This window comes from Christiangramia fulva (assembly GCF_003024155.1).
Taxonomy (GTDB): Bacteria; Bacteroidota; Bacteroidia; order Flavobacteriales; family Flavobacteriaceae; genus Christiangramia; species Christiangramia fulva.
This window is the reverse complement of the sequence record NZ_CP028136.1, coordinates 1,966,489-1,991,901: the sequence shown is the minus strand read 5'-3', so window position 1 is coordinate 1,991,901 and position 25,413 is coordinate 1,966,489. Positions and strand designations below refer to the sequence as shown.

The following is a 25,413-nucleotide window of genomic DNA, read 5'->3' as shown; positions in this document are numbered from 1 at the left end:
TTTTGACTTTCCGTACAGCTCCTTTGAACTATTTCGAAACCGGCTATTCTATAGTAATCTCCAGTTCCAGTTGATTCGTGATCCCGTCACGATTGGTGATCGTAAAAGTATAGACGTTTACCTGGCCGCTTTCGCCTTCCAGGGTCTCGGTGAAATCATATTCAAAATGAACCCCCTGATCATCGGTCAGTGATTTATTCAATACAGTTTCAGGAGTGCCACCGTCAATAGATTTGGAGACATTGAAAACCTTCAGGTTGTCTTTATCTTCGGTCCTGTCGGCTTCTATCCCAACTTTCAGCACAGTCCCGGAGGCGAGTGTCGCATCGCTACTGGTATAACCGGCACCGGTCTTGAAATTTAATTCCGGCGGAATGCCTTCATCTTTTTCACAGGAACTTAAGTTGATGGTTAGGAAAAGCAATAGTGCTGCTTTTAAAGCATATTTCATGATATTTTGTTTTTGAATTAATAAGTTTTATTTGAGATTCCAGGTTTAACTTATCAATTCAGGAGGCGGGGAAATCACTTCATAAGTTTCCAGTTCATTTGTGGAGTTATAACTGAACAAGTGTTTGATATTTGTTGATTTCTGAAAGGTGATCTGTGGTATTTCCTGAAAAAAATATCCTGCTTTTTTAAGCTTCTGAACCTTATCTTTCTGATTTTTCTGAAGATAATTTTCATAGGCTCTGAGTAGCGAATCCTCGTCTTTATCGGCTACACAGTAAATGATCTTTTTATCATCTTCAGAAGTGATCCTGACCACATCATAAAAATTGCCCCCCAGGCGGAATTCTTCATTTTTTCGCTCCCACTCCATCGCAGCGTTCCATTCTATTTGCTGAATTTCGGTGGCTCTAAAATCAGATTTTTTCTGAAGGAAATTCTGCCAGCATTCCTTTCTCCTGATCTCATATTGCGCATATGGAAATCCGATCTGGAAGATCCAGGTTAGCAATAAACTTATAGAGAGGAGTTTAATTTTCATGAACGCGTGGTGCCGCTAAGATCGATTTTAAGCGTAAACATAATATTTCGGCCCATATTGAGCAAACCGTAATTCTTAAACCTGGAAAGATGATCATAATAGGCCTTATTCAGAAGATTTGTTCCACTTATACCAATGCGATAATGCGCTTTTTCATCTGAAAATTCTGCCGAAGCCCCAAGATCCCACAAAAGATAATCGCCGGTAGCGATCTCGTTAGGCGCGGTTTTATCCTGCTGAAAAGCGTATTTTAATTTTGAAAATAGCTGCATTTCATCTGCGAAAGAAGGCTTCCAGCTGTAATTGGTTTGAAAATTCAGTTTTTGGGCAGGCAGGTAAGGCGTGTAATCGCCATCTACCGTTTTACTGATCATTCCTGAATATACCAGGCTATTTTTCCAGTTTTCAGAAAAGTTCCAGTTTACACCTGTTTCAGCGCCGTACTGACGGGCATCCTGCTGACGGTAACGAAACACAGGAAAACCGAAATAATCTTCTACAGTCGGCGCCAGGTAAACATATCCGTTGAAATAATTAAAAAACGGACTCACAAAAAACCCAAAATCGCCAGTTTGATAATTGAAATCGAGATTAAAAGAATAATTCTTCTCGTTTTCTAAATCCGGATCGCCAATTTCATAAGTGAAAATTCCTTCATGCAAACCGTTCGAGGAAAGTTCGGCTAAATTGGGAACTCTGACACCGGTGGCTGCATTGAATTTTAAAGTGAAGTCTTTGGAAGGCAGCCAGGAAAAACCAGAGTAGAAATTATAATACCAGGAGAATTTATCAAACGGATCGTTCTCTTCATCAGGCCCGTTGAGATGGGGCGTAAAAAAGGTTTTGATATATTTTTCCCCGACTCCCATACCGTTTTCCAAAATAAATTCTTCTGATACTTCGGTTTCCAGAAAGGCCGAAATATTGGCTTCCTGCATATTCGCGTCGGGCACCAGCTTTCTCGCGCCGTAATTGGTATTATCTTCAAAAGAAGCCAGATTTGAAAGTATCAGTTTGTTATTTTCTGAAAGTTGTTTTTCCCATTTCAGCAAATACTGAATATTGAGCAAATGCATATCCAGGCTGATCTTTCCGCCGCCTTCATTTTCCATTCGGCGGTTCGAATGAACTCCGAAATTAAGGTGAAGCTGCGATCCATCTTTCAGCTGAAAATCATTTTCTGAAGAAAACAGGTTTAAAAACACGAGATGCGCGGGATTCTCACTCAGGCTTCTGCTCCATCTAGAATCGGGCTCGATAAAATCATAGACATCGTTGAAAATAAATCCGGAACGCGTGTAGGTACTGGTAAACGTATTATTTGAGGTCCAGCTGTTTTTCTTAAAGCCATAGCCCGCTTTCAGGAAATAACCATCATTCCGACTATTCAGCACGCGCTCATTATTTCCATCGGAATAATCAGCATTGTTCTCCACTCCCAGTCGAAATCGCCACCAGCTGCTGCCATTATTTTCGCGATAACCGGCCTGAAAGAGTCCGCCCAAAGTATTCAAATTGAATTTCAGGGAGCCATCGGCGATCCAGGCATCGGGTTTTGGTTTGGCTTGGTCGATCAAATTGATCACACCGCCCAAAGCATCGGTTCCGTAAAGTACGCTTAGCGGGCCTTTAATTACTTCGATTCGGGAAATGCCAAAATCGGTCAGTCCCATGCCGTGCTCCTCCTGCCATTGCTGATTTTTAAATTTTAGACCATTGAGTAAAATAAGAATCCGGTTGCCGGAGAGCCCGCGAATGACGGGTTTGGTAATTCCGGGGCCGGTGGTAAGCAATTCCACTCCGGGAAAGCTTTCCATCATATCGGCCAATGAATAATTGCCGGTAAAAGAAAGGCTGTCGGTTTCAATCGCCGAAATATTGGTCGATAATTCCCGAAGCGGTTTTGGTTTGTAGGCGGTGATCAAAACGGTCTTTAGCCTGTTTACCTTAGAAGTATCGGTTTGAGCCTGAAAATTCCAGGCAGTGAAAAATGCAATAAAAGTTAACAGCAGGCTTTTGATTGGATGCAAGGGAGTTTTTTTATTGGGCCTAAAGTTAAAAAAAGTTGGTTTGCAATAAAGAATTTTGCAATAATCACTAAGACAATTAAGTTCCAGGACGATATTTTTCCAGTATGATGATCAACTTTTCCGTTTAATTGGGATAGGCTGAAAAAGAGGTCTCGACTCCCTGCCTGCCGGCAGGCAGGGAGTCGAGACCTGTCCATGTTTTTCAAAATTCCAAAGTTTTTAAAAAAGAGCTCAACTCATGATTTCTGCCAGATATTTCAAAAGAATTCTATCATTCATTATTTGTTGTGTCAGGTCGAGCGAAGTCGAGACCTATTCCTGTTTTTCGAAATTCCGAGGTTTTTAAAAAAAGTCTTCAGCTCTTAATTTCTGCCAGATATTTCTAAAGAATTCTATCATTCATTATTTGTTGTGTCAGGTCGAGCGGAGTCGAGACCTATTCCTGTGTTCCTCAATTTTGAATTTGTTTCATTTCTGCATTCAGCAAGAAGTTGCAGCAAATCATAATCACCATTTGCCAGAGCTAATTTTTTATCTGCACTCCATTTCTTGATTTTCTTTTCAAAATATATCGCCTGGTTGACATCATTAAAATCCTGCTGAAAAATTAGTTTTACCGGTCTGCGTCGATAAGTAAATGACTCTCGATTCAAGCCAGTTTGGTGTTCTTCGAGACGGCGATCAGGATTGTTTGTGATGCCTGTATACGTCAGGCCATCACTACAAAGCAGAATGTAAACATAGTATAGCTTCATTAGGAATTATTTTAATCGTTCTCATTTAAAAGGTCTCGACTACGCTCGACCGGACAAGTATTTTCGAATTAAATTAATCTGCCAGAATTAAATTCCTGTTTGGAGGTCTCGCCTACCTGCCTGCCGGCAGGCAGGCGCTCGACCGGACAGTCATTTTTTCTTAATTCCTTTATCGGCCTCGGTGATGATGAATTTGATCTTCTCATCCAGGATTGAATAAAAGTTCTTATTCAGGTTGGACGAAGCAGTTATAAACAAATAGAGATTACTTTCAAACGACTCGTCTTCCAGAAATTTAAAGTCGTTATTTGGAAATCTACTTGGGGAGACCTTGATTATTGCTTCATTTATAAGATAGAGATGCCTTCTAAAATTCCCGTTATTAAGAAAATACGCATGTGCGATATCTCTTCTTCCAACCACATAATCTTCCTGGTTTTTAACCAATTCTAATGCTGACTGCCACGCGGAAATGGCTTTGCGAAGTTCATCATTTGAAAGCACAGAGAGTTTTCCCGAATTAATGGTCTCATTTACGGTTCCCTGATTAGGGATAAATCGTGCTTCATATTTAAAAGCTCCTACCATCAAATCTGAAAGTTTTCTCTCGTCAAAATTTTCAAGCTTCGGGCCGGTATATTCTCCTAAACCAGAGGCCCGGGCAATAATATAATCGTTCATTTGTTTGGCCTGGTCAAGAATTTTAAGGTTCGCCTGGAATTCTTCTGATATCGACTTTAATAGTTGTTGCTCCTCCTTTCTGATCTTTCGCTCTTCATTCCAGTTATTGATCTGCAAGGCGATCAAAATACCAATCACCACCAGGATGATTTCGCCAAGGGCATAAAGCAGGTAACTCGTTAATTTGCTTTTATTTATTAGCTTACGACGGATATTTCGGAAGAATTTGATCATTTGTCGATATTACTTTTAGGTCTTTTTTAAACGTCTCAACTCATATTCAATAGCCTGGGCCAGCTTCTCCCGATCTTTATCGCGCTGCTCGCATTGCATCGTGATACGTGCCTGGATATGGTACATCCCTTTTATTTTAGTCTTCAGGTCAGGAGAATTTTGAATATTTTTTAGAAATTCATCATACTTCTTCCCGATTTGCAACGACTTTTTAAACTCTTTGTCATCGGGGTTGGTGTAACCTATTCTTGCAGCCAGGGGCAAAATTTTATTCACCATCATATCGACCTGCGTTCGTGTAGGTAAGTAGGAGGCATTCCAGTCTTCATAAATCTTTTCCTTATTATAATAAATAATGATTTCGTTTTTAAGAGAATCATTACTCAGGAGTTTGATATTGCCGGTTGATCGAAGATCGGTGATCGTATTCTCAAAAATTTTCGGAAACTGTACAAATCCGGCCTGTGAAAGGGAAAGCATCAATGCGGAAGTATCTGTGAAAACAAGATTTCTCCGCCATTCTGTAGGCTTAATGGTAGTGTTGTTGATCTTATAATCATTATCAATAAAATTCAGGATGTTCTGAAGTTTATACTGATTATAATTGGCATTTTTCCACTTACTTCCGTATTCTAATGAATCTTTCTGAAGGTCTACAAGCAGGTTTTCATAATAGCTAATTTCCAGTTTTTTGAGCCTTCTGCCTTCATTCCATTCGTTCACCTGTAAGGCGATCAAAATCCCGATTACCACCAGGATGATTTCACCAATTGCGTAAAGAAGATAGCTGGAGAACCTACTTTTATCAATCAAATTTCTACGGATATTTCTAAAAAATTTGATCATGCTATTCCTGAATTTCTTTACTGATTAAATGCATCAACCGAATTGACCGCTGAAAAGAAAAATCATAATCCTGTCTCAATCCTTCAATCATAAATTTTTTCGCACTAATAGCATTATTAATAAACACATCACGTCCATATTCAATAGGTTTCTTCCGGATTTCATTACTAAAAACTCCATCAAATTTTAGTAGATAAGGTCCGATGGTATTCCGGGTATAGGTTTCTATACTGGAAATTCTTTGCTGAGGAAAATTATTTAGATCGTTGTAGTACACGAAAATGGAATCAACCAGTGCCTGATTGGTAATTAAACCCAGTTTACCTGTGGAGATCAGGTTATCAAAAGTGGAAGTTTGCGGTGTAAAACTGAAGACCGCGAATAAATTAAACATCGCATTATCATTGCTGAATTTTTGTAATTGCGGATCATGTATTTCTTTTTTTAAAAGCTCAAGTCCTTCTTCGCTACTTTTGATTTCGCCTATTCGTTGCTTCAAATAGATCGTGTCTTGTTGTAGATTTTGTTTCAGTTTTTTAAGATAGAACTGTTCATCACTACGGTTAGCTGTATCTATTTTCCATGTATTCACCTGTAAGGCAATTAGAATCCCAATTACCACCAGTATGATTTCCCCTAACGCATAGAGCAGGTATTTCTTTACGCGGTTTTCTTTGATGAGTTCTTTCCGATTATTTCTGAAATTTTTCATCCGGTAAATAAGCCAAAGGCTTGTTTAATTAGATCCTAAATTTATAGGAGCTCCTCCGGTAAAAAACCGGAGGAGCGACTTTTTAATTTTTCTTCATCTTATCTGGATAGGCAGGTCTTTTCACTTCTTCCGGCGGATTTTGTTTCAGTTTTTCCATGACTACTTCGATGGCTTTTTCCAGCTGCGGATCATGTCCGTTAATGACTTCTTTCGGCCATTGTTCCACTTCAATATCTGGAGCTACCCCTTCATTTTCCACGCGGAAACCATTTTCCGAATAAAAAGCAACATTCGGAGCGGTAACGCTTCCACCGTCAATAAATTCAGGAAAGCCCAGTACGCCAACGAGTCCGCCCCAGGTTCTTTTTCCTATCAGCGTTCCAATATTGAACTTGCGGAACATCCATGGCAGATAATCCCCACCGGAGCCTGCAGTTTCATTGATCAACATCACTTTAGGTCCCTGTATAGATGCACTTGGCGCTTTCTGGTCTATCCCATAACGATAGTTCCAGAACGACTGTCGCGGCCGTTTCAGGATATCGATATAATAATCGGCCAGCTGTCCGCCGCCATTAAAACGTTCATCTATGATCACCGCTTTTTTATCGGCTTGCGGAAAGAAATATCGCTTGAAATATTCGTGACCGGCAGCGGCAGTATTAGGCACATACACGTAAGCGACCTGGCCGTTCGTAGCGGCATTCACCTTTTTGATATTCCCCTCTACCCAGTCCCGGTTCCGAAGAGCCCATTCATCTTCAACCGGAGTCACTTTTTCTACGTGAGAATTATTACCATTGGCTGAAGAGCTGACGGTAAGCCTCACAATTTTATTAGCTGTATTCTCGAAGTATTTATATAGATTGTCTTTGGCAGTTATATTTTCACCGTTCACAGCAATGATATAATCTCCTTCGTTCACATTTACGCCGGGCTCGGTAAGTGGGGAACGCATATCGGGATTCCAATTGAGTCCGCCATATATTTTTTTAATTCGATAACGGCTATTTTCAACTTCATAATCGGCGCCTAAAAGTCCGCCTTTGATGGTCTCTGGATTATTGAGCTGGTCTCCACGGCTTGAGAAACGATGGTGGCCTACCCCCAGCTCGCTGAACATCCACTCCATTACCCGGTAAAGATCACTTCGGGTGGCCACATCGGGCAGAAACTGGCTGTATTTATCTTTCATTGCCGGCCAGTCTACTCCGTGCATTCCGGGATCATAAAAGTAATCCCGGTTTACGCGCCAGGCTTCATCAAAAATATCATCCCACTCCTTTCGCGGATCGATCTTCACCTTAACAGCACTAAGATCAATAGGTTTATCAGGCTTTTCACCAAGCTTTGTGACGCCGAATTTATTATCCATATAATAAAGAACCTTCTCTCCATTGGCCGAAATCTCATACCCGTTAGCAGGCATAACTTCAGTCTCTTTGCGCTCCTTCAGGTCATATTTTTTCATAGTACCGGGACCCTGTGCGTGATGGGAATATTGCATATAATACAATTGCCCTTCTTTGGGAGCTTCCAGATTATCATATACCCCGGCCGGAATGGGAATATTGACGATTCGATATTGTAGTCCATCAAAATCGATCTTTAAAGGCGGTGCTTTGATTTCCTTATTATCTTCTTCGGCTTTTTTCTTGTTGGCCTCTTCCTCTTCTTTTTTCTGAATGACTTCCACATCGTTTTCCTTGAAAAATGGGGAAACCACATCTTTCTGAAGCGTTACCAGGTAAAAGGAAGAATTCATTTCCATATCCTGGCTGGACTGATCGAACCAGTTCACCACCGGTCCGGCATCAGTTGAAGCAAGCATATAAAGATATTTCCCACTCGGATCGAATTCCGGACTTGTAACATCGGAATAGCCATCAGAAATCGCATGAGATTTTCCTTCAGAAACAGAATAGACAAAAGCCTGCTCAAAATTGGTCTGCTGAAGAATCGTATAGGCCAGCCAATTGGAATCATGCGACCAGTCTCCAAATAATTCCCTGAAAACACCGGGAGTATAAACTACATCTGAGGCTACCTTGATCACCTTATCCTTATCCCAGTCATAGAAATAGAGACTACGGCTGTTATCTACAAAAGCAATTTTTTTGCTATCGGGCGACCAGTGTGGATAGGCATAGAACCCGGCACCATTAAGTTTCACTTTTTTCACGACTTTATTTTCACTCTGATCGTAAAGATGCAGCGCATATTCCCCGCTTTCATCTGAAAAATAAGCGATGGTCTTACCGTCGGGCGACCATGCGGGATATTTTTCATGAACTCCGGAGGAATTGGTGATATTCATAGGATCTCCCTTTTCGGCCGGAACGGTAATGATCTCTCCCCGGTAATCCATAGCCACTCTCACCCCTGTTGGTGAAATAGTTGTGCTTCTAACATATTGGTCACCACTCACAAAACGCGGACGGACCTCCAGCAGATCGGTTGCGATACCTATAGTAAGCTTTTGAGTATTTCCGTTAGAAGGATCGAAAACATGAAGATAACCGCCTTTTTCAAGAATGACCTTTCCATTCCCTGCCCCGATGTTCAAGACCGGGAAATCCTGAAAATCGGTAAGCTGTTTTACTTTTTTGGATGATGGATCATAACTGAAAAGATTAAACTCGCCATTACGGTCACTTCTAAAATAAACTATTCCGTCCATCCATTGTGGCTGCGTATCGTTGCTACCTTCTTCTGGCTTCGGAATTTCGGTTACTTCATAGGTATCTGTATCATAAATCCAGATCCTGGTGTGGGTTCCACCACGGTAATGTTTCCATTGTTGAAAACGATCGGACAAAGGTGTATAGGCAATTTTCTTTCCGTCAGCCTTGTAACTGGCCCAAACTCCATGGGGAATTTTTAACTCTTCTACATTTCCGTTTTCAATATTTACTTCGAAAAGTTTCGCATAACGATTGGTAAACACCTCACGCTGAGAAACGAAAAGCACATTTTTTCCATCGGGAGTAAAATCGCGAACAATATCGGCATAAGGATGCCAGGTAAGACGTTTGGGCACGCCACCTTCAGTAGGAACGATAAAAACATCGATATTACCATCATATTCGGCACTAAAAGCAATACTTTTTCCGTCAGGAGAAAAAACCGGAAAGCTTTCCACTCCTTCATCAACAGTTAAACGCCTTGGATTGGAGCCATCTTTATTGGCCACCCAGAGATCTTCCGCATAAATAAAAGCGATTTTATCCCTACTTATCGCAGGATCGGTCATGAGCCGGGTATCCTGCGTATTTACCTGAGCTGATAAGAAATAAGTTGAAAACAGGAAAATGCAAAACGGGAGGTTGAAGAAGTATTTCATAAAAGTTTGATTAGTAGTTATAGCCTTCTCAAGTTACTGAAAATCATTGAATAAACTATTGGGAATTTTATGACCCATGAAAGCTTTAAATCTTTCGGAGCTCATGTTGGGTAAACTGAATCATGGTGTCAAGGTTTTTAATTTTATTCTTATACAATCGATTTAACACGGAAGCATCCCGAACCAAATCAACGAACCCATTTCGAAATTTGCGGTCATGAAGAATAAAATAGCGCTCCTCCTCATCGGTTAAATTATTATGTAACCTGTTTAGTCGCACCATATCAATTTTGTCATCCAGCCGAATTTTGTTGTTTTCGAAGGAAGTTTTGAGAAGCGCTTCCCTCTCCCTGATCATTTTAAAACCCGCATCCCAGGAGGCGATCATCCTTCTTAAGCGGTCATCCCTAATCACCTTAAGATCGCCGGAACCACGGATATCATTAATGGTTCCCTCATTGGTCATGGCAATGGTATAGCCGAAAGTCTTCACTATCAAACTATCGAAAACGGCCGCCGGTGGCAGTTGGGCGGTATCGCTGGCATATTCCAGAACCTGAAGGGTAGCAAGAATAATAGTGTCTGTTTTATAAATCACTCGTTCTAATTCGGCCTGTGATTCCTGAAGATCACTTTGAAGAGAACTGAGATACATTTTTTCCCGTATTCTATCTTTGCGGAATTCATTCCAGTTATTGATCTGCAAGGCGATCAAAATACCAATCACCACCAGGATGATTTCGCCAAGGGCATAAAGCATGTAACTCGTTAATTTGCTTTTACTTATTAGCTTACGACGGATATTTCGGAAGAATTTGAGCATCCTGAGGCTTTTAGTAAAGCATATTCCTTAAAATTCGCTCCATATTCCTTTCCAGCATCCCAAATTTCTTATCGGTGAAGAACACTTCCTGCATTTCCTTTCTCAGGTTTTCAATTTCCCTGTGCGAATAATGGTGAAGCGCGATGTTATCCTGGATCTTCTCAAAACTTCGCTCTTCGGTATCCTCTAAAAACTCCTGGTAAATTTTATCAAAAGTGGGTTCATTGAACTTCGATTTAATCAGATCTAATTCCGCCTCGGTGCGCACTAAATCTGCACTGGCACATAAAAGCAGGATGTATAACTGCAATTCGTCTTTGGTCCATTTAATTTTTTTCATTTTTCATCGAATTTGGTTTTAATGATTTATGGTTAAAAAGCAGTGATTATATAATAGATCACTGTCAAAAGAAGTATAAAAAGTCCTACTGCCAGTAAACGCAATGCCATATTTACATTTCTAAATTTCACCGCGGCTATCTTGGAATTTATAAATATTTGCTGGCCGAGGTGATCGAATAACTGGTCTTCATCAAGGCTGATGGTATAAAAGGTCCTGGAAAAATTCTTAATATCCCCGAATTTGCTGATCACATCCCTGAAGAAGAAAATATTTTTATCGTACCGCCCTTCTATGCGAGGAATAAAACATTTAATACAAAAATAAATCGACCCAACTGTTGACAAGAACCACAGCCCCAAAAGGATATCGATCACTATTGTATTGCTGAAATGGGCAAAAATCACATCGATATTCTGATAAATAAAATTGAGCAGAATTCCGAAAAAAGAAAGGATAAGACCAGCTTTCAATTCAGAGGCTTTTATTAGGGAAGCCACGTAGGAAATACTGCCCCAGTAATGGTCAATAAGATCATCGGTATGTTTATTTTTTATATGTGGTGCAACTTTAATATCATCGTTATTGAAAGGATCCATAGTTTTAGTTTTTAGAGTTTATAATTTATTCCATTACCTCAAAGACGGTGACCGGCTTTGATTTATTTTTCATTTCGATCTCCCCGATTTTCCTGCATTTGAAAAACTCCTTGATCTTTTCATGACAACTTTCCGAAATAATGATCTGGTTCTCTCCGGCTGCATCCTGCAGTCTCGCGGCAGTATTCACCGTATCCCCAATGACGGTATAATCAAGCCTTTTCAGACTCTCTGAGCCTATATTTCCTGAAATCATTTCACCGCTTTTTATGCCAATAGACACTTTAGGAGTGAAGTCTATATTTTCATCGGGCGGCGCCAGTTCTTTTATCTTATTCCTTACCGCCAGGGAGGCATCTATTGCCCTATCCAGGTGATAATCACCCCGAAAAACCGCCATTACCGCATCCCCGATGAATTTGTCTATAAAGCCATTTTGCGCCATGATTTCCTTCACCATAATATCAAAATACGAATTGATCATTTTCACTACGGTATTGGGAGGCGCAGTTTCGCTGATGCGGGTAAAGCCACACATATCTATAAAGACCACACTGCCCTGCACGGTTTCATTTTCCATGAGGGAAGACTCAAATTCCCTGCTGTTCATGAAATTCAAAACTGTTTCGTCTACATACATCTTTAAGATGTTGTTCTCTTTAACCGCCTTAAGTGTATCTTTTAGATGCTGTGCATGTTTAAGCGTTTTCTCAACGGTAATGGTAAGATCCTCAAAATTAATCGGTTTGGTTACAAAATCGAAAGCACCACGATTCATGGCGGTTCGAATATTGTCCATATCGCCATAGGCCGAAACGATGACCGCCTTAAGAAGCGGATTTTTCTCGCTTATCTTACTAAGCAGTGTAAGACCGTCCATTTCGGGCATATTGATATCGCTCAGAACGAGATCGAGATCGGGTTCCTGGGCAATCTTTTCCAGGGCATCCCTGCCATTTATGGCAAAGAAAAATTCATATTCCTGATCCCGTATTTTCTTCCGGAATTTTTGCTTGATCAAAACTTCCAGATCTGCTTCATCGTCGACTACAAGTATTTTAGCCATAAGTTTTTAATTGTTTTTTAATTTATAAGCTGCCTGATCTCCCTTCGAAGGGATTCAAAATCGATGGGTTTGGTAAAGAATTCTTTTGCTCCATTATTTTTCGCCTTATCATAATTTTCCTTGTCGCCATAAGCCGAAATCATACTTACTGTAATTCCAGGAAACCGATTTTTGATCTTTTCCAGAAGCTCAAGACCTGTCATCCCGGGCATATTGATGTCTGAAAAAACATACACCACCTCGGGAGGATCATTTTCCTGAAGGATTTCCATGGCTTCTTTCCCTGAAAAGGCAAAATTCAAAATCAGCCCTTCATTTCTTACTTCCCTTCTGAATTTCTGACGAAATAAGGCTTCCATGTCCTTCTCATCATCTACAATGAGGATCTTCATCACATTTTCTTTTGTTGTCTTCATAATTTCTGTTTTTTCGTTTTACCATTCAGTGTTTTGGGAAGCTGTATCGTAAAAGTGGTTCCTTCTGGTCCTTCAGGCTCAGAATTACCATTATTCGTCACTGGAACTCCATGCCGGGTATTTACTGTTAAAATTCCACCATGCATTTTGACAATATCATAAGAGAGGGACAAGCCCAGGCCGGTGCCCTGACCGCTTGGCTTGGTGGTAAAGAATGGCTGAAAGATCTTTTCCTTTACTTCCTCGGGAATTCCGTAGCCATTATCCTGAATATCTATTTCTATAAATTTGTCATTTTGCCGGGTGCTCACAATTACCGTGGGTTCATAACCCGGATCATTCGTTCTCCTCTTCTTATCGGTCACCGCATAAAACGCGTTATTGATAAGATTGAGAATTACCCTGCCAATATCCTGAGGAGCCACATATATTTTTGGCAAGGTTTCATCAAATTCGGTTTTCATGCCCGCGTTGAAGGTCTTGTCTTTCGCCCGTAAACCGTGATACGAAAGCCTTAAATATTCATCGGCCAGTTTATTGATATCGGTAAGCTCTTTCTCAGCGCTGCTGTTTCGGCTATGCTGAAGCATTCCCTTTACGATCGCGTCGGCTCTTTGACCATGATGCCTGATTTTTTTCTCATTTTCTGAAATATCGGTAAGCAGTTCCTCTTCCAGCGCTTTATCCCTTAAGGCTTCCTCCTTGTTTTTCTCATTTCTCAATTCCTCTATCAATTCTGAATTGACTTCAGAAAAATTATTGACGAAATTCAGCGGATTTTGTATTTCATGCGCAATCCCGGCAGTGAGCTCACCCAGGCTGGCCATTTTTTCAGACTGAATTAACTGAGCCTGAGTATTTTCGAGATCATGGATACTTTTTTGCAGCTGCGCGGTTCTTTCCGAAACTCTTTCTTCAAGTACCCGGTTCTCCTTTTTTAACCATTGTGAACGGTACTGCATAATGCTGTAAAGAATCGCGATGCTAACGAGCCCGTATAAAAGATACGCCCACCAGGTCTTCCACCAGGGCGGAATAATGCTGAAACTGAACTCGGCCGGTTCGCTCCAGATGTTATTATAGCCTTTGGAACGTACTTTAAAAGTATAGTCTCCCGGAGGAAGATCCCTGTAACTCTCACTGGTCGTTTTAAAAGTTATCGGGCTCCATGTCTTATCAATACCTTCAAGAAAATAGCGATAGGAGACCTCATCAGGATTATCATAGTTCAGGCTGTTGTAACTAAAACTAAGATAGTTTTGATCGTGAGTCAGTCTTAATTCTGAAGGAAGCTGGTAAGGTCCATAGAGGTCTTTCCATTCCATTTCATTTTGTGCATCTTTTCCTTTCTCAGTATTACCAACAATCGTAAAACTTTCCCTGTCAGGATTCCAGATCGTATCAAAATCCTGTCGGTGTTGATCAAGGTATCCACCTGTATTAAACTCCTTTCTTTTATCGGTAATATTTATACTGGTGATGTAGGTTCGGGGTGCGGTTGTATAATCTTTAACCTCGTCTATAACAGTTAGAATTTGATTCTCCACCCCTGCCCATAATCTGTTCTTTTCATCAAAAGACATACTGCCCTGTGCCACATCGAGAAAATTAAGGCCCTGCTTAACATCGATGGTTTTTACATCCCAATAATCTTCGCCGGTAATGGAAGATTTTATTTTCTTTAAAATATTAAAACCTTTTGAAGTACCTGCGTAGGTTTTTCCATCATTCACAGCCACATCAAAAACATCATTCGCAGCAAGTCCCTGATCGGTTGTGAAATTATAAATGCTGTCCTGATCCCTATTTAAAAACTGCAACCCTTGTTCACCACTTATCCATGCATTATTATCCTTATCAAAAGCGATAGCATAAATATTATTAGATGCCAGTCCTTCAGAAGTAGTCAAAAAATAACTTTGATCATTTTCAATATCTATTTTCTGCAGACCCACATCTCTCCAACTTACCCATATATTATTTTCATTATCAGATTCTACGAAATAATTAAAACCGTCTTTAATATCTTTTAATCCATAAAATTTCGTCTCTTGCCCTTCTACATCCACAGTCATAAGTACTCCTTTCGCCCCTCCAATCCACATTTTACCATTAGAGCCCTTCGCAATACGCCCTATAGTGTCTGTTTTTAATCCCTGATCATGGGTAAGGAATTGAATAGACTCTTTTTTCGGATCGATAATGCTAACCCCTTGGGCATTTCCAGTCGCCCAGATCCTTCCTGTTGAATCTTCAATTAGTCTTGGAAATCTTGGATTTCTTAAACCTATTTCTGCACCAAAATGTTTAATTTCTTTTTTGTCGCGATCATACACATCAATTCCGTTATAAGTCCCAATCCAGGTTTTCCCATCTCTTGTATGCAAAGTGCTCCACACCTGGTTAGCACCCAGACCATCTTCCATAGTGAAATTACCCGGGCGGCCATTATTTATGTTAATTCTAAAAAGCCCACCATTTAAAGCAGTGATCCAAATCTGACCTTCCCTATCTTCCAAAATGGGAAAATAAATCTTTGGCTCATCAGACGAATCGAAAATAAATTTTTCAAAACTTGAAAGATCTGGTGAGTATTTTTTAGCAATTCCTTTAAGGTTTACAGACCATACAATCCCACGACTATCTTCATATACCAGGGCGCTAATTTGCAGGGTATCCTTTTCGGGAGGGAGGCTTATAATTTCGTGATCTTTTTTATTGATGCCACTTATGCGGGTACCATTAGTAATCCATATCCTTTTTGAAGGCCCCTGATTTATATCATAGACAGGGGATTTAAGATAATCACCGCTTAGACGATAATTCTTCCTCTCTTTTAAATCAATGATATTCACACCGCTTCGTGAAGTTAACCAGATCAATCCTTCCTTATCCTGAAAGGGTTTTAAAAAAGGGGGCTTGATTTCGTTACTTTCATCAAGGTATTTTACCGATTTCTTATCAAAATCAATAATACTATAACCAGTCGCAATATCTCCCGCCCAAACTCTGTCCTCTTTATCTTCCATAAGGCCATATATTGGGGTTTCCCCGAAGCGATTGAATATCTCAAAAATTAATTTTTTCTTTAAATCAAGAACCATTAGCCTTTCATTGTTTGCAACCCAAATGCGTCCTTTAGAATCTACCATTAGGCCTGTTAATCTGGTAATATTCAATCCCTGTTCAGAGCCGTACATCTCGATATTTTCAGAATCATACCTGGCAAGCCCATTAGTAGTGCCTATCCATAACATTCCTTCTTTGTCTTTCATAAGGTTCATGGGACTCCCGGTAAGACCAAAATTGAAGTTGGTGCTCATCACACCACGATTGGTTCCCGGAAGTTTAACAAGAGCACCCGCTTCTTTGATCTCGGGATCGCCCAGCGCAACAATTTTAACCTTTATTTGTTTTTCCGGTAATTTTTCCAGGTCAAATGGCGTTGAGGGAAGACTGTCAAGATAAAAAGGTTTAGTCTCAATTTCACCCTCTAAAGGCTCAGCTTCTCCTATTTCAAAAGGCTTTGTTGGAAGTTTATCCCACTCGAATTTTATTTCCGGCAGGGGTTTAAGTTTCGCCGTCTCCCAGTGAATGGTATCCGACTCGGGCATTTTAAAAGGTTTTGCTACCGGTTGCTCGTATCCTAAATCAGTTTCAGGAAAAGGTGGTGCTTCCGGAGCATTGTTACAGGAAAAAAGCAGTAATACGCTGGCGATGATGATCAGGAGTTTAAGAATATCTTTTTTCATTTGCTTCAAGATTTAATCAAATCATGTATTTCCTTCCGCAGCGATTCAAAATCGATGGGTTTGGTAAAAAATTCCTTGGCGCCCGAATTGATCGCCTTGTTATAATTTTCACTGTCTCCGTAAGCCGAGATCATACTAACCGTAATATGCGGGAATTTTTTCTTGATCTTATCCAGCAACTCCAAACCGGTCATGCCGGGCATATTGATATCTGAAAAGACATAGACCACCTCAGGAGGTTCTTTTTCCTGAAGCATTTCCATGGCCTCTTTGCCCGAAAAGGCAAAATTTAATTCGAGTCCGTTATTTCTTACTTCTCTTCTGAATTTCTGACGGAAAAGAGCTTCTACATCCCTTTCATCGTCTACGATTAATATTTTCATATCCATTTAATTTTAGTTTGGCAGTTGAATAATAAATTTTGTAAAAGGATTTTTTCCCCGGCTGGTTTCCATTTTCAGTTCACCGCCATGAGCATTGATAATATCATGGGTAATTGAAAGCCCCAGTCCCGTGCCTTCGGTTCCTTTTTTGGTAGTGAAAAAGGGCTGAAAGATATTGTCTTTAAGATCTTCAGGAATACCCGGACCGTTATCTTCTATTTCAATGGTGATGTGGTTTTCCTCGCGTCTGGTTCGGACGGTTAATTTGGGCTCATAATTGCATTCATTCTCCGTAACATTCACCGGGGCAGAGGTACTTCCAGGCGACGGGGAAAGGGATTTTACCCTCATAGCATCAAAAGCATTGTTGCAAAGATTCACTATGACCCTGGAGAAATCTTCCGAAATTAAATTTATCATCCCCACTTCCTTTTCGAGCTTCCATTCGATCTTGACATTGATAGGATTTTTACTCGCTCGCATACCATGGAAAGAAAGATTGACATATTCTTTAATCAGGGCATTAAGATCTGTTGGTTCTCTCTTACCTTCCCCGCCGCGAGAATGCTGCAACATTGAGGTTACAATTCCATTAGCTCTGGAACCGTGTTGATGAACTTTGTTCAGATTCCCTTTTACGCTCTGCAGTATCGCCAGGATTTCCTTTTTGGCATCTGAATCATCGAGTTTTTTCAATTCATCACATGCCTCATCGATCAATTCATTACTGACCTCTGAAAAATTATTCACGAAGTTTAGCGGGTTCTTGATCTCGTGAGCAATTCCAGCCGTGAGTTGTCCCAAAGAAGCAAGTTTCTCCTGCTGTACCAGTTGTTTCTGGGCTGCCTGAAGATTATGGTGTGCTTCTTCAAGTTCAAGATAAGCTTTTTTGATTTCCTGAGCCTGTTCCAGTTCTTTTTTACGGGCCTTTTCTCTCTCTTTCTGCTGAACTTTTCTGCGCTGGATCCTGTCGGCAGCTATGATCGCGGCAATAAGAAGCACTATGTAAAACGTATATGCCCACCAGGTTCTCCACCACGGCGGCAAAATGCTGAATGAGACTGAAGCACTGTTTTTAGAACCCAGGCCATCTGCATTAACGGCTTTTACTTTGAAAGTATAATCTCCCTCGGGCAGATTGCTGAACTGAGCTTGCTGTCGCTTCCCGGCATCCATCCAATTATTCTGAAAACCCTCTAATTGATACGAGTAGGTTGTTTCATCAGGATTGCTGTAATTGATCGAAACATATTCGATATTGATAGAATTGGAATCCCAGTCGACCTCAATATCTTTCGCGGCGTTTGAATGGGAAAGTATGTTAGTTTTTTGATCTTCACCTATATGCATTGATTCTATTCGTATAGGCGGAGGATCTGAGATTTCCTGAATAGTATCCGGTTTAAAATAGGTTATACCCCCAACTCCTCCAAAAAAGAGCACCCCCTCCTGATTTTTGTATATAGCTCCTTCATTCATTCTGGAGGGCCGCAACCCGTCATCCCGTCCATAATTTCTAATCGATCCCGTTGAGGGGTTTAATCTGGAAATCCCATATCGTGTGCTTATCCATATCATTCCCTGATCATCTTCAATAGTACCTAAAACTTCGGGATACTGCAGCCCGTTAGTCTGGTTATAAATTTTGATGTGGCTAAAGGTAGAATCCAACTGGACCAGGCCATTACTTTTAGAAACCCATAGCCTTTCCCGGCTATCTTTAAAAATATGAGTGGCTATTCCATTACCGAAAGCGTTTATATAATCTTTACTAATTTTGGGCGGGATTAATGTTCCGGTTTTTGGATTATATCCGGCGATTGTAAATCTATAGTTTGTTTTTGTACTATCCAGCAATACGTTACCAGCAATAAACCATAAAGTGCCTTTCGAATCTATATCCATCCAGGGAATGAATAGCCCATATCGATCGCTTTTTATGCCTTTCAATTCTATTTGGTGGAATTGACCGGATGCTTCATCTAAAGTCCACAACCCATTTCCCCCTATCACGAGCGTTTCATCAGCTAATTTGAGCATTCGTTTCACCAGTGCATGATTGGGAAGGACGCCAAAGGATTTGGTTTTCAGAGTATTCAGATCAATTTTGTTAATGGAAAAGTCCTCTGAAACATACCATGCTTTGTCGTTGCCATCATAAATCATGGGAACTCTTCTTGCTTCTGATTCCAGCCTGGACCAGGTATTGGTGCTGCGATTCCAGATAATCAAGGGGGCACCATCTGATGTAAGCCCGTATCTATTTTCTCCTAACCCAGTTATCCCATATATATTATTGGTCAGATCTTGGCTGTTTTCAGGAACCGGAACAAAAGATTTCATCTGTATTTTATTTCGCCTGGTGCGGTTTAAGCCCCGGGACGTTCCCACCCATAAATTACCGAAGCTGTCTTCTAATAGCGTAGTAGCAAACGACCAGGCGATAGACCCGGGATTGTAAGCATCATATGAATATCCAAAAAAAGAATCTGCCTTCCGGTCATAATACACCAGGCTTTCAGGCGCACCACCGGACTGAGAAAACCAAAGTCGGCCATCTTTAGTTTGAATAATATCGCTCACACTAAACCACAGGGGATGTGCCTTTTCCGGCTCAAATATATATGTATACTCAACCCCGGTTTTCAGATCTTTTTTCCAAAGGCCGGAAGGGGTTCCTGGTTTGACTTCTTTTTGTATAGCACCCATCCTATCATCTCTCCTTAAATAGTTTCCCCAAAGAATATCATTATCGTCAATAAATATTGTTTGAATCACTTTACTGGAAAGCTGGGAGCCATTTTTCTGGTTTATATTGATATGAGTTTTTTGCCCCGTTTCAGGATCGAAGCTCATGATTCCGTTTCCAAGGCTTGCCACCCAAATCTTACCGTCCTTATCCTCAGTAATTGATGATATGATTAGAGGATCTTCGGTTTTACTATCGGCAGAAGTCAAAACCTCCTTGAAAGTTTTGTCTTCTGCATCGAAAAAGGAGAGCGCGGTTTCAGAGCCAATCCACAGGGTGCCCTTTTTTGATTCATATAGCTCTCTAATAAAATCATCCGGGAGGGAGGTGGAATCGGCAGGGTCGTGCTTATACCTGTGGAAATTGCCCGAGGAGCGGTCAAATTTATTTAATCCGTTGAAAGTAACAACCCAGATATTATTATCCCTGTCAGAAAGAATATGGAAGGTTCCGTTGGCAGATAGACTCGTAGAATCTTCAGGATCGTTTCGATAATTTATAAATTCATAACCATCAAACCTGCTTACACCTGAACCTGTTGCTATCCATACATACCCATAATGATCCTGAGTAAGATCAAATACTTTGTTATCTGCCAATCCATCTTCAATAGTGTAGGTTTGAAAGTACAGGGCTTCCTTCCCGGTATTTTGAGCTGATAAGTTAGTAGCCAGCACCAGGAGTAAAAAACATTGTATAAGTGGTGAAACGTATTTCATGACGGAATCTCTATTTTAAATATGGTGGCCGAATCACGGCTGTCAATGGCTAAACTACCGCCATGAGCCTCAATAATATCGTTCGTGATACTCAGACCCAGCCCGGTCCCATCCGTTCCTTTTTTGGTAGTGAAAAAAGGCTGGAAAATTTTATCTTTTAGATCTTCAGGAATACCCGGACCGTTATCTTCTATTTCCAGATAGACCTTCCGGTTTTTTTCATAGGATCGAATGGTCAGTTTTGGTGAATACTCTGAAGTTTTCTGCTTCGCGTGTAACTTTTCAAACATCGCGTCGAAAGCGTTATTGCATAAATTGAGTATAACGCGACTAAAATCTTCGCTGATCAGCGGTACTTTGCCAATATTTTCATCCAGCTGAAGATCTATTGAAACATTGATCACCTTTTTTCCGGCACGCATCCCGTGGAAAGCGAGATTCACATATTCCCGTATGAGTTCGTTGAATTCCACCCTTTCAATTTTACCACTGCCGCCACGGCTATGCTGAAGCATGGATTTTACAATACTGTCTGCCCGGTTGCCATGTTGTAATATTTTTACAAGGTTAGATTTCACATCGTTCAGAATTTCAACAGCCTCGGAAATGTTCTTATCTGAGGGTGATTTTTGAAGTTCTTCAAAGGCCTCATCGATCAGCTCGACATTGAGTTCAGAAAAATTATTGACGAAATTCAGCGGATTCTTGATCTCATGTGCGATTCCAGCCGCCAACTGACCTAAAGAAGCCAGTTTTTCCTGTTGTACCAGCTGGGTTTGTGCCGATTTAAGATCTGCAAGCGCTGCCTGTAATTTTTCATAGGCCTCGGCATTTTGCATAGCCACACCCACATTGGCTGCAATAGTGGTTAAAAGCCGAAGATCATTTTCGTTAAAACGGTTTTCCTGTTCGGTACTCTGCACGCTTATAACCCCGATCGCTTTTTTGCCGTATACGATAGGCACCCCCAGATAAGATTCCACCATTCGGCCTTTTTTCTCAGCCTTGATCTTTTCATAGGCTTCATCCATATTCTGATTGATAAGAAGGGGCTCTTTTGAGTTGATTATTTTTTCAGTAATTCCATTTCCGAAAGGTCGTGGCTTGGGGTTATCCCCATAATAATATGGAAAACTTAGCATATTTGTTTCTTTATCATGAAGCGCGAGGTACACAATATCTGCCCTAAAGGTTTCGCGCATCTGCTCGCCCACAAGATTCATTAAAGCATCGAATTCGAGCTGGGAAACGAGGGCGCGGCTAATATTATTTACCGTTTGCATCTCGGTAGCCCTTTGCTCTGTTTCAGCCAATAATCGTGTAGTTTCATTGAATAATCGGGCATTTTCCAGGGTTACTGTCATACTATTGGCCAGAGTACTCAGTAATCTAATATCAGCATCATCAAAAGCATTTTCTCTATCTATATTCTGAAGGCTGATATAACCATTAACCACATCCCCAATAATTAAAGGAACGAAGATCATTGATTTAGGCTCCTTTGTCCCGGGAACGAGGTTCGCAGCTTTTCCGGCTTCTTTATTAATACAGATCAGCTCTTTGGTATCTATCAACTTTTGACGCAAATCGTTGTATGGCCGAGGTTTTGGGTAATGCCTTTCCCCATTCTCATAAATAAAGTTGAAAATTTCTTCTTTCCTTTCCGGAATTAAAGTTGCTATGACCACAGCCTGAGCATCGAATAAGTCTCGTAGCCTGTTACCTACAAGGTCATAAATTCCCTGCATATCCATTTCGGCCACTAAACCTTCCTGAACACTGTTGATCACCGCGAGTTCAGCATTTCGCTGTTCGGTTTCGTTGAAGAGACGAGCATTTTCAAGGGCCACACTCATAGAGTTAACCAAAGTGTTTAGCAGCCTCACATCGCTATCGCTAAATGCATTTTCTTTATCAAGATTTTGAAGGCTCACATATCCTCTTACCTCTTTTCCCACTGTCATAGGCACGAAAAGAAGAGATTTCGCATTTTTTGTTCCCGGCACCGCAACGATCTTTTCTCCCGTTATTTTTGTCCATTCTTCATCCGCATTTTCATTGATATAAAGAAGCTGCTGAGAATCGATAAGACATTGACGAATTTTATCCAAAGGTCTGATAGTACCCACAAAGCGCTTTCCGTCTTCAAAAATGTAGTGAAATTCCTCTGTATTATTATTATAATTAAAAGTTGCAACTGCCGCTACCTGGGCATCAAATAAATCTCTTATCTTATCTCCCACCAGGTCATAAATTCCCTGCATATCCATTTCAGCCACCAGGCCTTCCTGTACACTGTTTATAACAGCCAGTTCTGCATTTCTTTGTTCAGTTTCATTGAAAAGACGAGCATTTTCCAGCGCCACCGTCATACTGTTGGCCAGCGTGCTTAATAATCGAACATCAGATTCCGGGAAAGCATTTTCACGATCCAGGTTTTGAAGACTTACATAACCTCGAACCTCTTTTCCCACGATCATAGGGACATACAACATCGATTTGCTGGTACGAGTACCCGGGGCAGAATCTGGAGCCTTACCTGTAATTCTTCGCCATACTTCTTCGGCATTTTCGTTTATACATATAAGATTCTGAGTATCTATAATTTTCTGTCTAAGCAGGTCATATTTTCGAGGCTGAATATCTTTGAACCTTTTGCCATCCTCAAAGACATAATGGAATTCTTCCGTTTTATTATCATAATTGAAGGTGGCAATAACGGTAACCTGGGAATCAAAAAGTTTTCTGATCTTATCTCCTACAAGATCATAGATTCCCTGCATATCCATCTCGGCTACCAGGCCCTGTTGTACGCTGTTTATTACCGCCAACTCCGCATTCCGCTGTTCGGTTTCACTAAAAAGACGAGCATTTTCAAGAGCCACACTCATGGAGTTGGCAAGAGTAGTAAGTAACCTCACATCGGCATCGTCAAAGGCGTTCTCTCGATCATTATTTTGTAGCGTCACGTAACCCTGCACTTTATCACCCACGATCATGGGAACATATAAAGCCGATTTTGCCAGGCGGGTACCAGGGACAGGCTTCACCTTTTCTCCCTTTATTTCCGACATTATTTCGGCTGCATTTTCACTTATTAAAAGTGGAGATTTTTCGTTGATTATTTTCCTCCGGATATTATCATAGAGCCTTCCTGACGGGTAAATACGTTCTCCTTCTTCAAATGCATATTGAAAATATTCTTTTTCTTCATCAAGATTTAGGGTCACTATAGCAATGACTTCGGCATCAAAAAGCTGCCTAACCCTTTCCCCAACCAGGTCATAGATGCCCTGCATATCCATTTCGGCCACAAGACCTTCCTGCACACTATTAATCACCGCCAATTCGGCATTTCTTTGTTCAGTTTCATTAAATAGACGGGCGTTTTCCAGAGCCACACTCATACTATTCACCAGGGTACTCAAAAGCTGTACATCGGCATCACTAAAGGCATGCTCCTTGTCAAGATTTTGAAGGCTTACGCAACCCCGAACATCATCACCCACTTTTAAGGGCACAAAAACTACCGATTTTGGAAGTTGAGTCCCAGGAACGGCTTTTGGCACCTCCCCGGTTATAGTAGTAACAGCTTCTTTAATATTTTCCTGAATGTTAATGGTGTTCTGCGTTTTTATTAAACGCTGCTTAAATTTATCATAAGGCCTTGGTTTAGGATAGATTCTTTTCCCATCTTCAAATAAATATTCGAAACTTTCAATTCCTTTTTCTTTATTAAAGGAATAAATACCGGTTACCTGCGCATCAAATAATTTCCTAATCTTATCCCCTACCAGATCATAAATTCCCTGCATATCCATTTCGGCCACCAATCCCTGCTGCACACTATTGATCACGGCCAGTTCAGCATTTCGCTGTTCGGTTTCGTTGAATAGACGAGCATTTTCAAGGGCTACGCTCATACTATTGGCAATAGTTCCCAGTAGCTGAACATCTGAACCACTGAAGGCATTTTCCTTATCAAGATTTTGTAAACTTACACAACCTTTCACTTCATTGCCTATAATTAAAGGCACAAAGAGCATGGATTTAGGAAGGCGGGTGCCGGGAACTGCGGTATGTTTTTCGCCGGTAATTGCAACTATTTTATTATTCGCATCCTCATTAACCAGTAACAGAGATTTGTTCTCAATGATCCATTTCCTGATCTGGTTTAACGGACGTGGATCGGGATACAATCGTTCCCCGTCTTCAAAGAGGTAATGAAAATTCTCCATCCCTTTTTCTATATCAAAAGAATAAATGCCGGTAACCTGAGAATCAAAAAGATCACGAATTTTGTCTCCTACCAGATCATATATACCCTGAATATCCATTTGGGCAGCAAGTCCCTGTTGTACGCTGTTTATTACCGCCAGCTCCGCATTTCGCTGTTCGGTTTCATTAAAAAGACGGGCATTTTCAAGAGCGACGCTCATGCTGTTTGCCAGAGTACTTAGTAACTGCACATCGGCTTCGTTAAAAGCATTTTCTCTATCATTGTTTTGAATACTAACATATCCTATCACCTCTTCACCTACGACCATAGGAACATACAAAGCAGATTTGGCCATTCTGGTTCCGGGAACAGGTTTAAAAGTTTTCCCATTGATCTTAGACAAAACTTCAGCCGCATTTTCACTGATGTGAAGAAGATTTTTCTCCCTAATTATCTTTTTTCTCACCTCATCATATTTTCGACCGGGAAGACTAAGGCGTTCTCCGTCTTCGTAGGCATATTCGAAATATTCCTCTCCTTTTTGCTGATCAATAGTCACGATGATAGTTACCTGGGCATCAAACAGTTCTCGTATTCTCTCACCGACCAGTTCATAGACATCCTTCATTTCTTTGCCACTGCCTATTGCTTCCTGAACACTATTGACAAGTTTAAGTTCTGCCTCACGCTGCCTGAGCTGATTAAGAATCTCCTTATAAGCCTCTGTCCTGTCTAATGATTTTGCATCTTCCATA

At 40.8% G+C, this 25,413-nt stretch carries 17 protein-coding genes; all 17 read right to left on the bottom strand.

Features of this window, described 5'->3' with window-relative positions; genetic code table 11:
• Positions 1 to 43: 43 nt before the first annotated feature.
• Positions 44 to 451, bottom strand: coding sequence for a hypothetical protein (locus C7S20_RS09100; RefSeq protein WP_107012192.1), 408 nt, complete (start codon positions 449 to 451; stop codon positions 44 to 46).
• A 45-nt stretch (positions 452 to 496) separates the two neighbouring features.
• Positions 497 to 991 carry a hypothetical protein gene (locus C7S20_RS09095; protein WP_107012191.1) on the bottom strand — a complete coding sequence of 165 codons (495 nt, stop codon included), beginning with the start codon at positions 989 to 991 and terminating at the stop codon, positions 497 to 499.
• A complete protein-coding gene (locus C7S20_RS09090; protein ID WP_107012190.1) occupies positions 988 to 3,021 on the bottom strand; it encodes a TonB-dependent receptor in 2,034 nt (677 codons plus the stop codon). The genes C7S20_RS09095 and C7S20_RS09090 overlap by 4 nt, the downstream gene beginning before the upstream one ends.
• A gap of 395 nt (positions 3,022 to 3,416) precedes the next feature.
• On the bottom strand, positions 3,417 to 3,776 hold the full coding sequence (locus C7S20_RS09085) for a GIY-YIG nuclease family protein (protein WP_107012189.1): 360 nt from the start codon (positions 3,774 to 3,776) through the stop codon (positions 3,417 to 3,419).
• Between the two features lie 150 nt (positions 3,777 to 3,926).
• Complete coding sequence (locus tag C7S20_RS09080; protein WP_107012188.1) at positions 3,927 to 4,691, bottom strand: DUF6090 family protein; 765 nt, start codon at positions 4,689 to 4,691, stop codon at positions 3,927 to 3,929.
• A 15-nt stretch (positions 4,692 to 4,706) separates the two neighbouring features.
• Positions 4,707 to 5,537, bottom strand: coding sequence for a hypothetical protein (locus C7S20_RS09075; protein WP_107012187.1), 831 nt, complete (start codon positions 5,535 to 5,537; stop codon positions 4,707 to 4,709).
• A gap of 1 nt (position 5,538) precedes the next feature.
• On the bottom strand, positions 5,539 to 6,249 hold the full coding sequence (locus tag C7S20_RS09070) for a DUF6090 family protein (protein WP_107012186.1): 711 nt from the start codon (positions 6,247 to 6,249) through the stop codon (positions 5,539 to 5,541).
• Positions 6,250 to 6,331: 82 nt separating this feature from the next.
• A complete protein-coding gene (locus tag C7S20_RS09065; protein WP_107012185.1) occupies positions 6,332 to 9,592 on the bottom strand; it encodes a S41 family peptidase in 3,261 nt (1,086 codons plus the stop codon).
• An 85-nt stretch (positions 9,593 to 9,677) separates the two neighbouring features.
• The gene (locus tag C7S20_RS09060) at positions 9,678 to 10,415 is read right to left on the bottom strand and encodes a DUF6090 family protein (protein ID WP_107012184.1); all 738 of its coding nucleotides are present in this window, start codon (positions 10,413 to 10,415) and stop codon (positions 9,678 to 9,680) included.
• A 10-nt stretch (positions 10,416 to 10,425) separates the two neighbouring features.
• Positions 10,426 to 10,755 (bottom strand): hypothetical protein, encoded by a 330-nt coding sequence (locus C7S20_RS09055; protein WP_107012183.1) that lies wholly within the window; start codon positions 10,753 to 10,755, stop codon positions 10,426 to 10,428.
• 32 nt (positions 10,756 to 10,787) lie between these two features.
• A complete protein-coding gene (locus C7S20_RS09050; RefSeq protein WP_107012182.1) occupies positions 10,788 to 11,354 on the bottom strand; it encodes a Pycsar system effector family protein in 567 nt (188 codons plus the stop codon).
• 25 nt (positions 11,355 to 11,379) lie between these two features.
• Positions 11,380 to 12,420, bottom strand: a complete 1,041-nt coding sequence (locus C7S20_RS09045; protein WP_107012181.1) for an adenylate/guanylate cyclase domain-containing protein — start codon at positions 12,418 to 12,420, stop codon at positions 11,380 to 11,382.
• A 17-nt stretch (positions 12,421 to 12,437) separates the two neighbouring features.
• Positions 12,438 to 12,836, bottom strand: a complete 399-nt coding sequence (locus tag C7S20_RS09040) for a response regulator (RefSeq protein WP_227009142.1) — start codon at positions 12,834 to 12,836, stop codon at positions 12,438 to 12,440.
• Positions 12,833 to 16,588: a sensor histidine kinase gene (locus C7S20_RS09035; RefSeq protein ID WP_107012180.1), complete on the bottom strand. Its 3,756-nt coding sequence runs from the start codon at positions 16,586 to 16,588 to the stop codon at positions 12,833 to 12,835. Before C7S20_RS09035 ends, C7S20_RS09040 begins: the two co-directional genes overlap by 4 nt.
• Before the next feature lie 5 nt (positions 16,589 to 16,593).
• Positions 16,594 to 16,971: a response regulator gene (locus C7S20_RS09030; RefSeq protein WP_107014162.1), complete on the bottom strand. Its 378-nt coding sequence runs from the start codon at positions 16,969 to 16,971 to the stop codon at positions 16,594 to 16,596.
• Positions 16,972 to 16,983: 12 nt separating this feature from the next.
• The gene (locus tag C7S20_RS09025; RefSeq protein WP_107012179.1) at positions 16,984 to 20,439 is read right to left on the bottom strand and encodes a sensor histidine kinase; all 3,456 of its coding nucleotides are present in this window, start codon (positions 20,437 to 20,439) and stop codon (positions 16,984 to 16,986) included.
• Positions 20,436 to 25,412, bottom strand: a complete 4,977-nt coding sequence (locus tag C7S20_RS09020; RefSeq protein WP_107012178.1) for a GAF domain-containing protein — start codon at positions 25,410 to 25,412, stop codon at positions 20,436 to 20,438. Before C7S20_RS09020 ends, C7S20_RS09025 begins: the two co-directional genes overlap by 4 nt.
• Between the last annotated feature and the right edge of the window lies 1 nt (position 25,413).

Excerpts from the sequence above, each read along its gene's own strand:
- C7S20_RS09100 (WP_107012192.1), bottom strand. The coding sequence starts at position 451 with ATGAAATATGCTTTAAAAGCAGCACTATTGCTTTTCCTAACCATCAAC.
- C7S20_RS09095 (WP_107012191.1), bottom strand. The coding sequence starts at position 991 with ATGAAAATTAAACTCCTCTCTATAAGTTTATTGCTAACCTGGATCTTC.
- C7S20_RS09085 (WP_107012189.1), bottom strand. The coding sequence starts at position 3,776 with ATGAAGCTATACTATGTTTACATTCTGCTTTGTAGTGATGGCCTGACG.
- C7S20_RS09080 (WP_107012188.1), bottom strand. The coding sequence starts at position 4,691 with ATGATCAAATTCTTCCGAAATATCCGTCGTAAGCTAATAAATAAAAGC.
- C7S20_RS09075 (WP_107012187.1), bottom strand. The coding sequence starts at position 5,537 with ATGATCAAATTTTTTAGAAATATCCGTAGAAATTTGATTGATAAAAGT.
- C7S20_RS09070 (WP_107012186.1), bottom strand. The coding sequence starts at position 6,249 with ATGAAAAATTTCAGAAATAATCGGAAAGAACTCATCAAAGAAAACCGC.
- C7S20_RS09065 (WP_107012185.1), bottom strand. The coding sequence starts at position 9,592 with ATGAAATACTTCTTCAACCTCCCGTTTTGCATTTTCCTGTTTTCAACT.
- C7S20_RS09060 (WP_107012184.1), bottom strand. The coding sequence starts at position 10,415 with ATGCTCAAATTCTTCCGAAATATCCGTCGTAAGCTAATAAGTAAAAGC.
- C7S20_RS09055 (WP_107012183.1), bottom strand. The coding sequence starts at position 10,755 with ATGAAAAAAATTAAATGGACCAAAGACGAATTGCAGTTATACATCCTG.
- C7S20_RS09050 (WP_107012182.1), bottom strand. The coding sequence starts at position 11,354 with ATGGATCCTTTCAATAACGATGATATTAAAGTTGCACCACATATAAAA.
- C7S20_RS09045 (WP_107012181.1), bottom strand. The coding sequence starts at position 12,420 with ATGGCTAAAATACTTGTAGTCGACGATGAAGCAGATCTGGAAGTTTTG.
- C7S20_RS09040 (WP_227009142.1), bottom strand. The coding sequence starts at position 12,836 with ATGAAGACAACAAAAGAAAATGTGATGAAGATCCTCATTGTAGATGAT.
- C7S20_RS09035 (WP_107012180.1), bottom strand. The coding sequence starts at position 16,588 with ATGAAAAAAGATATTCTTAAACTCCTGATCATCATCGCCAGCGTATTA.
- C7S20_RS09030 (WP_107014162.1), bottom strand. The coding sequence starts at position 16,971 with ATGAAAATATTAATCGTAGACGATGAAAGGGATGTAGAAGCTCTTTTC.
- C7S20_RS09025 (WP_107012179.1), bottom strand. The coding sequence starts at position 20,439 with ATGAAATACGTTTCACCACTTATACAATGTTTTTTACTCCTGGTGCTG.
- C7S20_RS09020 (WP_107012178.1), bottom strand. The coding sequence starts at position 25,412 with ATGGAAGATGCAAAATCATTAGACAGGACAGAGGCTTATAAGGAGATT.